The following is an 11,371-nucleotide window of genomic DNA, read 5'->3' as shown; positions in this document are numbered from 1 at the left end:
ACGATAACCTGATGGAACTCGTCGTGATGGCTGATGCCTTCCGCCGCTCCTCAGCGACTCGAATCACAGCTGTAATCCCTTACTTTGGTTATGCCCGTCAGGATCGCCGTCCGCGTTCCGCACGTGTGGCTATCAGCGCGAAAGTCGTTGCTGACATGCTGACCGTGGTAGGTATCGATCGTGTTCTCACGGTTGACCTGCACGCTGACCAAATCCAGGGGTTCTTCGATATTCCGGTAGATAACATCTACGGCTCCCCAGTATTGGTGGATGACATCGAAGACCAGCGCTTTGAAAACCTGATGATCGTGTCCCCGGACATTGGTGGCGTCGTGCGTGCACGGGCTGTTGCCAAATCCCTGGGCGTGGACCTCGGGATCATCGACAAACGCCGTGAAAAAGCCAATCACTCTGAAGTGATGCATATCATCGGTGATGTCGAAGGGCGTACCTGTATTCTGGTTGATGACATGGTCGACACCGCCGGCACCCTGTGCCACGCGGCGAAAGCCTTGAAAGAGCACGGTGCGGCTAAAGTCTTCGCCTACTGCACACACCCTGTGCTGTCGGGCCGAGCGATCGAGAACATCGAGAACTCCATGCTGGACGAACTGGTGGTGACTAACACCATCCCGTTGTCCGCTGCCGCTCAAGCCTGTTCGCGTATCCGTCAACTGGATATCGCACCGGTAGTTGCCGAGGCGGTTCGCCGCATCAGCAATGAAGAATCGATCAGCGCGATGTTCCGCTAAGGGTCAAACCTTAGGAACACCCCACTGACGAAAAGCGCCCCGCCCCAGCATTCTGTTGGGGCGGGGCTTTTTTGCCCATATCGAGTACGGCGCTGGTCGCAAACGCCCCTCGATGATGGCTATTTTGGAGATACAAAATGACTGACTTTACTCTGAACGCCCAAGCGCGTACTGACCTGGGGAAAGGTGCGAGCCGCCGCCTGCGTCACGCCGCCAACATCCCTGCTGTTGTTTACGGTGGTGGCAAAGCTGCTGAATCCGTAACCATCCTGGCCAAAGAAATCGCCAAGCTGTTCGAAAACGAAGCTGCCTACAGCCACGTTATCGAACTGAACGTCGATGGCGCCAAGCAGAACGTCATCGTTAAAGCGATGCAGCGTCACCCGTCCAAGCAATTCATCATGCACGCTGACTTCGTTCGCGTTGTTGCCGGCCAGAAACTGACCGCTATCGTGCCTGTACACTTCATCGGTGAAGAAGCTCCGATCAAGAAAGGCGGCGAGATTTCTCACGTTGTGAACGAAATCGAAGTGACCTGCCTGCCAAAAGACCTGCCTGAGTTCATCGAAGTCGACCTGGCTAACGCTGAAATCGGCGCCATCATCCACCTGTCCGACCTCAAAGCCCCTAAAGGCGTTGAGTTTGTCGCACTGGCTCACGGTGATGACAAAGCTGTTGCCAACGTTCACGCTCCACGCGTTGCTCCAGAAGCTGAAGAAGGCGCTGCAGAGTAATCCACTCTGTATTGCCGGAGCTTGAGGAAACATCGCGGACCGGAACGTAGCGAGAAAGCGGGCGATAACGCGGCGTTTACTCTTGAGTAAATGATGTAGTGTCGTCCACTTTCGCCGCACTCAGGTCTGGCGATCTTATCCACAACTCCAAAGGAAGGGCCCCTGTCGTGACTGCCATTAAACTGATCGTTGGCCTGGGAAATCCAGGCGCCGAATACGAACAGACCCGGCATAACGCGGGGGCCCTTTTTGTTGAGCGAATCGCCCACGCGCAAGGTGTGAACCTTGTGGCCGATCGCAAGTATTTCGGCCTGACCGGACGCTTTTCGCATCAAGGTCAGGATGTTCGTCTGCTGATTCCCACCACCTATATGAACCGCAGCGGCCAAGCTGTCGCGGCGCTTGCGGGTTTCTTTCGGATCAAACCCGAAGAAATCCTGGTGGCCCATGACGAACTGGATCTGCCACCCGGTGTTGCCAAGCTCAAGCTGGGCGGCGGGCACGGCGGGCACAATGGCCTGCGCGACATCATCGCGCAGTTGGGTAATCAGAATAATTTCTACCGTCTGCGGCTTGGCATTGGCCACCCAGGCGTTGCCAGTATGGTTTCAAATTTCGTCCTGGGTCGTGCGCCACGCGCCGAACAGGAAAAACTCGATGCAAGCATCGACTTTGCCCTCGGCGTGCTGCCGGATATCTTCGCCGGTGAATGGAACCGCGCGATGAAAAACCTGCACAGCCAGAAGGCCTGACTCTTACCGAGGGGAAACACCATGGGATTCAATTGCGGCATCGTCGGCCTGCCCAACGTCGGCAAATCCACCCTGTTCAACGCCCTGACCAAGTCCGGTATTGCGGCGGAGAACTTCCCCTTCTGCACCATCGAACCCAACAGCGGTATCGTGCCGATGCCGGACCCACGACTGGACGCACTGGCGGCCATCGTCAATCCCAAGCGTATCCTGCCGACCACCATGGAGTTCGTCGACATCGCAGGCCTGGTGGCCGGCGCGTCGAAAGGCGAAGGCCTGGGTAACAAGTTCCTGGCCAACATCCGTGAAACCGATGCCATCGCCCACGTGGTCCGCTGCTTTGAAGACGAGAACGTGATTCACGTCTCCAACAGCGTCGACCCGAAACGCGACATCGAGATCATCGACCTGGAACTGATCTTCGCCGACCTCGACAGCTGCGAGAAGCAACTGCAGAAAGTCGCACGCAACGCCAAGGGCGGCGACAAGGACGCAGTGGTCCAGAAAGGCCTGCTGGAGCAGTTGATCGCACACTTCACCGAAGGCAAGCCGGCACGCAGCCTGATGAAGAACATGGGCGCTGATGAGAAGGCCGTGATCAAGGGCTTCCACCTGCTGACCACCAAGCCTGTGATGTACATCGCCAACGTTGCCGAAGACGGTTTTGAGAACAACCCGCTGCTCGACGTGGTCAAGGCCATTGCCGAGGAAGAAGGCGCCATGGTTGTTCCAGTGTGCAACAAGATCGAAGCGGAAATCGCCGAACTCGATGACGGCGAAGAAAAGGACATGTTCCTTGAGGCCCTGGGCCTGGAAGAGCCTGGCCTGAATCGCGTGATCCGCGCAGGCTACGAAATGCTCAACCTGCAGACCTACTTCACCGCCGGCGTCGAAGAAGTCCGCGCATGGACCGTCAAGGTTGGTGCCACCGCGCCACAGGCGGCTGGTGTGATCCACACCGACTTCGAGAAAGGCTTTATCCGCGCTGAAGTGATCGCCTACAACGACTTCATTCAGTTCAAGGGTGAAGCCGGTGCCAAGGAAGCGGGCAAGTGGCGTTTGGAAGGCAAGGAATATATCGTTAAAGATGGCGATGTGATGCACTTCCGTTTCAACGTGTAAGCGCTACCTGCGACTCGCACTGCAAATAAAAAGCCGATGCATTGCATCGGCTTTTTTGTGCGTGTTTGAACCTCGTGAAATGTCAGGAGTTGAAAGCCCCTGAAACTCTATTTAATACACGAGACATTTTCTCACAAATTTCAAATAGAAAATCTTCAAGTATCAATCAAAACCCCACCATCAAAAACGGTTTGATCAAAACCAATCGCTTAAAATTTAAGACTTTCCTTACACCAAATATAGGCAATTTCATCCATTGATACTTGAAACTTAATCACGCCTTGCAACTTACATATTTCACACAGACTGACACCCAGACAAGATCATGACAACATAAAAAAATCCTGTTTAACTGAGCACATATGGAGATAACCCTTCAAAAAGCGGCCACCGCATTGGAGCAACATATTATGTCGACGCTCAGCCAGGACAGGCTTATAACAGATATAACTTTTTCTGATTGCCCGAGCATCGAAGCGACTGTAAATAACACGGCCGCACTCGATATAGATATTCTCCTGCTGGGAGAAACCGGTACAGGTAAAGATACGTTGGCACAGCGTATACACCGCCTGTCTCGTCGCAAAGGAAACTTCGTCGCGGTCAACTGTGCCGCCATCCCGGAAAGTCTCGCAGAAAGCCAGTTGTTCGGCGTAAACAGCGGCGCCTATACAGGTGCCATGCAATCCCGCGCTGGATTCATTGAAGCAGCCCATCTCGGTACCTTATACCTCGATGAGATCGACAGCATGCCTCTGACACTGCAAGCCAAACTGTTACGCGTGTTGGAGTCCCGCGGAGTGGAGCGTTTGGGCTCAACCCGATTCATACCGGTAGACATGCGCGTGATTGCCTCGGCCCAGCAAGCCCTGCATGAGATGGTCGAGCAAGGTACCTTCCGTCGAGACCTCTACTTTCGCTTGAATATTGTCAGCATTCAGCTTCCGGCTTTGCGGGATCGACGAGAGCGAATCATCCCGATGTTTCTCGACATGATTGAGCAGGAGGCTGAGCACTTCAACCTCCCACCCCCTCTCCCGCCCAATAAGCAGTTGCTACAACAACTATTGTGTCACTCCTGGAAGGGCAACGTCCGCGAGTTGCGCTCCGCAGCGAAGCGCTTTGTATTGGATCTGTCACCGCTCTCAGCGACAGTAAAAACCCGCCAGGAAATAGAAATAAGCCTGAAGGCGCGCTTGCATCAGATGGAGAAGTCGCTGATCGAGGAGGCGCTTCGTCAAAACGGCCATTGTGTCGATAGTGTGGCAATTGAGCTGGGTGTTGCCAAAAGAACCCTGTACCACCGCATGAAGCACCTGGGAGTATCACTGGGTTGAGGGTAACTCACTGCGCGTAGGGAACAAGTAGTTACACTTTTTGAAACATAGCGCCCAAAAATGCGTGGAACGTATAAATCTCTTGAACCACATAAATGATGGAACGGCACTACTGTTGTACGACACATCGTCAAAGTATTGCCGCCCTAGTAAAATTAACGTTATCCACGGAGAATCAATATGGCTATTCCTAGCGGATCATCCTTCTCACCTTATTCGGGCGGTTACGGCAATGGCGGCATGTCGTCTCAAGATGCCGACGCGGGCTTAGAAGCTTCGGAAGCAAAAAAACGAGCGGATGGTGTAAAGAACGCATTCAAAAAAGCAGAGAACGAAAACACCAGCGGTATCAAATCCGCCGTTGACTCCCTGCGACTGTAATCACCTGAAAACGCCTTAACCTTTCCGGCAGGCTCTGTCGGAAAGGCTATTTCTGCAAACAACCGTTGCAAGATTATAAATTTCAAACAACTGGTAGTAGAACCACATGATGATAAAAGTTATAGATGTCGCTAAAGCAAAGGCTCCTGACTTCTCCAGTTCATATGAAGACTCAGATTTAAGCACAGATATAAACTTTTTTAACTCAGCCATGACTCCAACGTCACGCCCGAACACAGCAGTTAGCCAGCCACCACAGAACCTGCTTACAGACGTAGATACCAAACTGACTTCCGTGGCTGAACGCATGACCAGAAGCCTGCGAGCACTGAGCAGCACGAACAAACTTGAAGAAGCACGGAAGTATCCAAGTCAGCTTTCCGATGCGTTATTACTAACGCACATGTTGACGAAAAGTATCGGTAAAACCGCCCAAGGCATCGATAAAATCAGCAACCTCCAGTAGGTTAAAATGACCCGCCCGTTATCTATCGCGTTAATTCTGTTTTTCTCTTTCCTATTAGGTGCCTGCGGTGAGCGAGTCGAGCTTCATCGCCAGCTCACTGAGCAGGAGGCCAATGAAGTTGTAGCAGAGCTGGCAGACAAACATATTCGTGCTACTAAAGTTCCGGCAAAAGATGGCGTTATCGTGGTAGTCAATGCCGCCGATATTGCGCGTGCCGTACGAACGCTCGAAGCAGTAGGTCTCCCTCGGGCAGCACGCGCTACGCTGGGCGGCACCTTTCGTAAAGAAGGCGTGATATCAACGCCGTTAGAAGAAAGAGCGCGCTATATCTATGCATTGTCCCAAGAGCTTGAAACGACGTTATCGAACATTGACGGCGTTATCGTAGCGCGGGTACATGTGGTTCTGCCTGAACGTGTTGCCCCAGGAGAGCCTGTACAACCCGCCTCCGCGTCGGTGTTCATCAAACATGATCCGCGGCTTGATCCCGATAACATCAGGGCACGTGTTCGCAGAATGGTCGCGAGCAGTATTCCTGGCATGGCTGCGGCGGTCGATAATCCGCAAAAGCTTACCGTCGTATTCGTGCCAGCAACAGCTTATCTGGAACAACAGCGCTTGGCTTACTTCGGGCCGTTTCTGGTTCCTGGGGACGATCTCGGTTTCTGGCGAACCATTGTGACTGTTTCGCTGCTCACCTTGGTACTTGTCGTTTCGGCGGGCATATTCTGGCAAAAGCGAAAGCAAAGAACTGCCTTACAAACCCAGACACACGGGCCAACCCCTGACACGCCTGCTCATTCATACAATGAGTAATCTTTCATGGGCCCACTGGTGGGCAGCGTCTTGGTTATATGCGCATGATGACTGGAAAAACATAAATGCCTATGCCGCACTCGTAGAGCTTCATCGCAGCGGGCAAGTGGCTGCGGGTACACACTACGGCATTTCCCCATGCCTACCTCCAATGCCTGACCCTGCATTACTTCAACTGGCAATTGCTTCAGCGGACCAACTTGATCTGGCGGTTGCACTGATTGATGGCATCTGCCGCCCTGCCTACGCGACAGCATTGGACGGGCACCATCACCTATGGTGTAACAGACTGTCCAAGGCTCTGCCCCTTGATATCGTGCAACCGGATAACGATCCGTTGCACTTACTACGCGCCTGGATCTCACCAGCTACCTGGCAACGGATCAGACTACGCTTTCCTCGCCGACGCGTGCTTGATCTGGAAGAAAACTCACTGACGCTCAATGGCTCGCACAACCGTCTCGATACTCTCTGGCATGCTGTTGTGTGGCGTATAGGCGCGATGAACGACGCCAGTAACGGTCTTGATCCGTGGGCGCATGGAGATTAACAATGTTATGTCGACGCATAATCAACCCGCCTGGTGGCGCGTCCCCCCTGCCGGGAAGCCTGATCTCCTGCGAAACCCTCGCCAGTTATGCCCAGGCCGATGACGTGGTAGAGCAGGCAAAAGCCAGGGCCAAACAGTTACTGAAAGAGGTAAGCCTACAACGGGAGGACCTGCTTAAAAAAGCGGGCCTAGAAGTATGGCAACGTGCCGATGCCCAGCTTAAACGCTGGGAAGCCGAGCGCCAGGTCTTGTGTAACAACCTCGAACATTACGCCACTTCAATTGCCAATCAGACTATTTACCGTCTGCTTGAAGAAACACCCGCTCCGCAACGTATTGCAAGCCTGATCAAACAACTGCTGGCATGCCAAGTCCCTGCAATCAAGGCAACTCTACTTTGCAACACACATGAACTTGAGGCGGTGAGGCGATGCCTTGACAGCTTCAGTAGTAATCACTGGGCGCTGCGCGCGGAAAACACGATTGAACCTCAAACACTCATATTGAATACCGAAGAGGGAGATTTTCGTATCGACTGGACCTCCATGCTCCGTTCCCTCATGAAAAACGATGAAAGCCCTTCGAAAAAATCCGACTGGGATATATTTCGTGACATATAAACAGCTACAAATGGAACCAATTCGAAATACAAACCAAAAAGGGATATCCCCCTAGAGGAAAATCCCATGAGTTACTTTGACGGTTTTAAAAACAGGCTCCTCAACGATGCAAGACTCGTAAAAAGGGATCTGAACTTCGCAGTAGAAAACAATTCTGGATCTACGGAAGACATGGATTTTTTTTTCGACCTTTTAGTCAATCACCGAAAATCCGAATACGTCTTCCATGAACAGAACCGTGTGCAGTTCATGCTACTGAAATCCAGCCTGGACAGCGCACAGTAACGTGGAAGAGTTACTTGCCGAGTGCTTGAGGAGTGGCACCGGGGAGCTCAGGTTATTCGAGAACGATGATGAAGTTGTCCTGCGTCATTGTTCGGGTGCCCTGTTGCTAAGTGTTCAACTGACCCAGCATCCCCCAAATAAATCAGCGCTGATGACCTGGATGCGACTGGGAGCGATCAGCCTCGCCCACTTTCAGGGGGCTCTCGCCCAGTCGCCAGCCAGCGGTGAGCTCTGGCTGATTCATTGCGTGCACAACCCGCACAACGAGCAGCATCTGCAGCGCTGCATCGAATCCCTGCTCAACCAACGCGATACCTGGCGCGCCACCGTTGCGCGCCTGAGTAAACCATCCCACCCACCCAGACCTACCTCGCTACGTACGTTGCTGCACTAACCAGGGAAACGCCTATGTATACCGAGCTCTACAACCGCCGTAGCTTGCGCATTAACCCGCCTGGAACTTCATCCAAGCGGGCCGATTGGCGATGCCTGATCGCACTCGCATGTTTGATGGCCCCGGTGAATTACACCCTGGCTGCTATTCCCACAGAATGGAAGAACACAGCCTACGCCTATAAAGCCGAACACAAACCGCTACGGGAGGTACTTGAAGACTTCGCCCAGACCTTTGGTACGCAACTGCAAATCGAGGGCCTGCTGGAAGGCGACGTTAACGGCAAGATCCGCGCGAACACTCCGCAGTCACTGTTAGACAGGCTGGGCGTTGAGCATCGTTTTCAGTGGTATCTCTACAACAACACTCTCCACATCAGCACATTGGACCAGCAGGAGTCAGCGCGCCTGGAGGTCTCTTCGGAGACGATCACCGACCTCAAGCAAGCGCTGACCGACATCGGACTGCTCGATAGCCGTTTCGGTTGGGGCGAGCTGCCAGAAGACGGTGTGGTACTCGTCTCCGGCCCCAAGAGCTATATCGAACAGATCAAGCAATTCAGCAGCAAACGCCGCTCCCCGGATGAAAAGCAAAGCGTGCTGAGTTACCCGCTCAAGTTTGCCAATGCCGCGGACCGCATCGTGGATTATCGTGGCGAAAAGCTGACCGTCCCTGGCGTCGCCAGTATTTTGAAGGGGCTATTGGAACCGCGATCTCCCTCGACACTCACGGGGTTGACCCAGCGGCCCACATCCCAAGCGGCCCCTCTCACGCCCAATGTGCCGCGCTTGGGTAACCCGCTGCTGGGCCAGATGCTCGGAGCAAATGGCAACGCAGCGCCGTTGGACATGGGGCCAACAGTGACGCCACGCGCACCGGTCTCCACCAGCCGGATCCGCGTCGAAGCCGATATACGCAATAACGCCGTGCTGATCTATGACCTGCCTGAACGCCAGGCCATGTACCGTGAGTTGATTACCCAACTCGACGTCGCGCGCAAATTGATCGAAATCGATGCAATCATTCTCGACATCGAGCGTACGCAGCTGCGTGAGTTCGGGGTGAACTGGGGCTTCCAGAACAGCCGGTTCCGGGGGGGCGTCAACATGGCACCTGGCACCTCGTCGCAGGTGTCGATTGAAAACCGCGATCGTTTCTACGCCGACATCCGCGCGCTGGAGGCCAAGGGGCTGGCAACCATGGTCTCCAACCCTTCGGTGCTCACCCTGGAAAACCAGCCGGCGGTGATCGACTTCAACCGCACCCAATACATCACCCCTGGTAGAGATTACGCAACCATTTTGCCCGTCACGGTAGGTACCAGCCTCCAAGTGGTTCCCCGGGTAACGACTGGCCGCGGCGTTCACCAGATCCATTTGGCCGTCGATATAGAAGACGGTAATTTCGACGAGTCCAATCCCGAGCGAGACCCCAATCACCCCGATGTTCGCAGGGGCAAGGTCAGCACGCAGGCCGTAATGCAGGAAAAGCGTTCTCTGGTAGTGGGTGGCTTCCATGTCACGGACAGTTCCGATCAGCAAAAGAAGATCCCGCTGCTGGGAGATATTCCATTACTGGGCAAGGCGCTGTTTTCCTCGACAGAACGCCACAACAATCGACGTGAGCGCTTGTTTATCCTTACACCCCGCGTCATCGGGGACCAGGACGACCCGTCGCGCTACTTGCCACAGGACGACCAAGCCGAGTTGCAAGCCGCCCTCACACCACTGGCTAGGCGCTACTCACCGCATCAGCCAGTGATCAAGCGCAGCGATATCATCACCACGCTGGCGCGCTTGGTCAGTGGGGAAGTCCCCAAGGCTTTCAGCGCGGTACCGATACCTCTGTCACTGAATACCTTGTGCAGCACCCGTGATTTGCTGGCGCTGAATACCGAGCGCAGCCAGTGGTATGCAGGCCCGGATTACAACGTGGCGGTCGTGGTGCTGCGCAACCAGTTCAAACGCAATGTACGTATCGACGAGAAAGAGTGCAGCAACTCGCAGACCCTGGCGGTCACCGTATGGCCGCGAGCCTGGCTCAAGCCAGGCGAAGAAGCCGAGGTATTTATCGCCATGCGTCCGATAGTGAAGGATGAACACCTCAGCGTGCCCCGCCCTTCCTTGATCACTCCAGCCCAGAAGGCCATACCATGAGACACCGTGTGTTGTGCGTCACCCTGATCCTCGCCGCCTTGCACGTCGCCGGGTGTACACCTACCTGCAGGGGTGATTCGTGCTCCCGCCCGCAATCGTCGCAAGACAAGATGGTGATCTGGTGGCCGCCGCAAATGCGCGTCGAGCCTGGCCCCTCCGGCGAGCGGGCAGATTACCAGACGGTATCGCTGGAACGGTGAGCCCGGATATGCCCGACGATCAACGCCAGCGGTTTCTGGACAACCTGGTGAGCGGCTCTGCCGCTCACCTGCCCCTCGCGCCCGGTATCAAGGTATGTGTATTGCAAGTGGGAAATCACCCGGGACTGGCTTTGCAGCTCGCTCGCGAAGCGGTTCAGGCCGGGCAATTGCAGCGCGTGTTGGAACGACGCTTTGAACAGGCGCAGGTGTTCGACGGCTGTTTTGTTTACCTCGACGCCCAGGATGCGCTGGTGATCTGGCACGCACTACCTGCAACAAACAGCACACTCGACAGGATTCTCAGTCGAATGCTGTCACTGGCCAACCTGCAAGCCTTGGACATGGGTTCAAGCCGCTGATCAACGCCGCTCGAGCTCCGGCAATTCCAGAGTTTCACGCTTGGCCTCATCATCAAGTTCTCGCAAGGTGCGGTAAATCAGGGCCACCGCCTGCAAGGTTTCGCGGGGGATGCTTGCACCCAGCTTTTTCGTATAGAGCGTGCGGGCCAGCCACACACACTGGATCACAGGCACTTCAGCCGCCTTGGCGCGTTGAATCAGTTTGCGGGCTTCGGCATCCGTGCCCTTACTGACCAGCAAGGGCAACGGCGTTTTACCAGGACGGTAATACAGGGCGACAGCAAAGTGCGTTGGGTTAACCACCAGCATGTCGGACTCTTCCAGCTTGGGCAATTTGACCTTGGGTTCTTCCTGGGCCAATTGATACGCCAGCGAGCGCCGCTGCCCCTTGACGTGAGGGTCGCCCTCCATGTCCTTGTACTCTTTGACGACCTCCACTTGGGTCAT

The 11,371-nt window shown here is 54.6% G+C and carries 16 protein-coding genes; 15 read left to right on the top strand and 1 reads right to left on the bottom strand.

The genetic code is table 11. The features are described 5' to 3' along the window. The 15 genes from ACRESD_RS21045 to ACRESD_RS20975 all read left to right on the top strand — a co-directional run. A partial coding sequence (locus tag ACRESD_RS21045) for a ribose-phosphate pyrophosphokinase (RefSeq protein WP_431752664.1) occupies positions 1-752 on the top strand: 752 nt, incomplete at its 5' end. A 137-nt stretch (positions 753-889) separates the two neighbouring features. Further along, positions 890-1,486, top strand: a complete 597-nt coding sequence (locus tag ACRESD_RS21040; RefSeq protein WP_431752663.1) for a 50S ribosomal protein L25/general stress protein Ctc — start codon at positions 890-892, stop codon at positions 1,484-1,486. A gap of 167 nt (positions 1,487-1,653) precedes the next feature. After that, positions 1,654-2,238: an aminoacyl-tRNA hydrolase gene (gene pth / locus ACRESD_RS21035; RefSeq protein ID WP_010213318.1), complete on the top strand. Its 585-nt coding sequence runs from the start codon at positions 1,654-1,656 to the stop codon at positions 2,236-2,238. A gap of 21 nt (positions 2,239-2,259) precedes the next feature. Beyond that, a complete protein-coding gene (gene ychF, locus ACRESD_RS21030; protein ID WP_431752662.1) occupies positions 2,260-3,360 on the top strand; it encodes a redox-regulated ATPase YchF in 1,101 nt (366 codons plus the stop codon). 410 nt (positions 3,361-3,770) lie between these two features. After that, positions 3,771-4,697, top strand: coding sequence for a sigma 54-interacting transcriptional regulator (locus tag ACRESD_RS21025; protein WP_431752665.1), 927 nt, complete (start codon positions 3,771-3,773; stop codon positions 4,695-4,697). Between the two features lie 180 nt (positions 4,698-4,877). Continuing rightward, positions 4,878-5,078 (top strand): hypothetical protein, encoded by a 201-nt coding sequence (locus ACRESD_RS21020; RefSeq protein ID WP_431752661.1) that lies wholly within the window; start codon positions 4,878-4,880, stop codon positions 5,076-5,078. A gap of 106 nt (positions 5,079-5,184) precedes the next feature. Next, positions 5,185-5,544, top strand: coding sequence for a hypothetical protein (locus tag ACRESD_RS21015; protein WP_431752660.1), 360 nt, complete (start codon positions 5,185-5,187; stop codon positions 5,542-5,544). A 6-nt stretch (positions 5,545-5,550) separates the two neighbouring features. Beyond that, positions 5,551-6,360, top strand: a complete 810-nt coding sequence (sctJ, locus tag ACRESD_RS21010; protein WP_431752659.1) for a type III secretion system inner membrane ring lipoprotein SctJ — start codon at positions 5,551-5,553, stop codon at positions 6,358-6,360. A 151-nt stretch (positions 6,361-6,511) separates the two neighbouring features. After that, positions 6,512-6,910: a type III secretion protein gene (locus ACRESD_RS21005; RefSeq protein ID WP_431752658.1), complete on the top strand. Its 399-nt coding sequence runs from the start codon at positions 6,512-6,514 to the stop codon at positions 6,908-6,910. Positions 6,911-6,912: 2 nt separating this feature from the next. Beyond that, positions 6,913-7,530, top strand: coding sequence for a type III secretion system stator protein SctL (sctL, locus tag ACRESD_RS21000; protein WP_431752657.1), 618 nt, complete (start codon positions 6,913-6,915; stop codon positions 7,528-7,530). 66 nt (positions 7,531-7,596) lie between these two features. Further along, positions 7,597-7,815, top strand: coding sequence for a hypothetical protein (locus tag ACRESD_RS20995; protein ID WP_431752656.1), 219 nt, complete (start codon positions 7,597-7,599; stop codon positions 7,813-7,815). Between the two features lie 151 nt (positions 7,816-7,966). Continuing rightward, positions 7,967-8,209, top strand: a complete 243-nt coding sequence (locus ACRESD_RS20990; RefSeq protein WP_431752655.1) for a hypothetical protein — start codon at positions 7,967-7,969, stop codon at positions 8,207-8,209. Between the two features lie 14 nt (positions 8,210-8,223). Then, the gene (sctC, locus tag ACRESD_RS20985; protein ID WP_431752654.1) at positions 8,224-10,365 is read left to right on the top strand and encodes a type III secretion system outer membrane ring subunit SctC; all 2,142 of its coding nucleotides are present in this window, start codon (positions 8,224-8,226) and stop codon (positions 10,363-10,365) included. Beyond that, positions 10,362-10,565, top strand: a complete 204-nt coding sequence (hrpT, locus tag ACRESD_RS20980; RefSeq protein ID WP_431752653.1) for an HrpT family type III secretion system protein — start codon at positions 10,362-10,364, stop codon at positions 10,563-10,565. Before sctC ends, hrpT begins: the two co-directional genes overlap by 4 nt. A gap of 8 nt (positions 10,566-10,573) precedes the next feature. Further along, positions 10,574-10,924, top strand: coding sequence for a transcriptional regulator (locus ACRESD_RS20975; protein WP_431752652.1), 351 nt, complete (start codon positions 10,574-10,576; stop codon positions 10,922-10,924). On the opposite strand, the gene ACRESD_RS20970 is transcribed toward ACRESD_RS20975, so the two are convergent. Beyond that, positions 10,925-11,371: EscU/YscU/HrcU family type III secretion system export apparatus switch protein (locus ACRESD_RS20970; protein WP_431752651.1), on the bottom strand; the 447-nt coding region annotated here is incomplete at its 5' end.

This window comes from Pseudomonas sp. (assembly GCF_050739995.1).
In the GTDB taxonomy this organism is placed as follows: domain Bacteria; phylum Pseudomonadota; class Gammaproteobacteria; order Pseudomonadales; family Pseudomonadaceae; genus Aquipseudomonas.
This window is presented reverse-complemented; position numbering and strand designations above follow the sequence as displayed.

Excerpts from the sequence above, each read along its gene's own strand:
- ACRESD_RS21040 (WP_431752663.1), top strand. The coding sequence starts at position 890 with ATGACTGACTTTACTCTGAACGCCCAAGCGCGTACTGACCTGGGGAAA.
- ychF (WP_431752662.1), top strand. The coding sequence starts at position 2,260 with ATGGGATTCAATTGCGGCATCGTCGGCCTGCCCAACGTCGGCAAATCC.
- ACRESD_RS21025 (WP_431752665.1), top strand. The coding sequence starts at position 3,771 with ATGTCGACGCTCAGCCAGGACAGGCTTATAACAGATATAACTTTTTCT.
- ACRESD_RS21020 (WP_431752661.1), top strand. The coding sequence starts at position 4,878 with ATGGCTATTCCTAGCGGATCATCCTTCTCACCTTATTCGGGCGGTTAC.
- ACRESD_RS21015 (WP_431752660.1), top strand. The coding sequence starts at position 5,185 with ATGATGATAAAAGTTATAGATGTCGCTAAAGCAAAGGCTCCTGACTTC.
- sctJ (WP_431752659.1), top strand. The coding sequence starts at position 5,551 with ATGACCCGCCCGTTATCTATCGCGTTAATTCTGTTTTTCTCTTTCCTA.
- ACRESD_RS21005 (WP_431752658.1), top strand. The coding sequence starts at position 6,512 with ATGCCTGACCCTGCATTACTTCAACTGGCAATTGCTTCAGCGGACCAA.
- sctL (WP_431752657.1), top strand. The coding sequence starts at position 6,913 with ATGTTATGTCGACGCATAATCAACCCGCCTGGTGGCGCGTCCCCCCTG.
- ACRESD_RS20995 (WP_431752656.1), top strand. The coding sequence starts at position 7,597 with ATGAGTTACTTTGACGGTTTTAAAAACAGGCTCCTCAACGATGCAAGA.
- ACRESD_RS20990 (WP_431752655.1), top strand. The coding sequence starts at position 7,967 with ATGACCTGGATGCGACTGGGAGCGATCAGCCTCGCCCACTTTCAGGGG.
- sctC (WP_431752654.1), top strand. The coding sequence starts at position 8,224 with ATGTATACCGAGCTCTACAACCGCCGTAGCTTGCGCATTAACCCGCCT.
- hrpT (WP_431752653.1), top strand. The coding sequence starts at position 10,362 with ATGAGACACCGTGTGTTGTGCGTCACCCTGATCCTCGCCGCCTTGCAC.
- ACRESD_RS20975 (WP_431752652.1), top strand. The coding sequence starts at position 10,574 with ATGCCCGACGATCAACGCCAGCGGTTTCTGGACAACCTGGTGAGCGGC.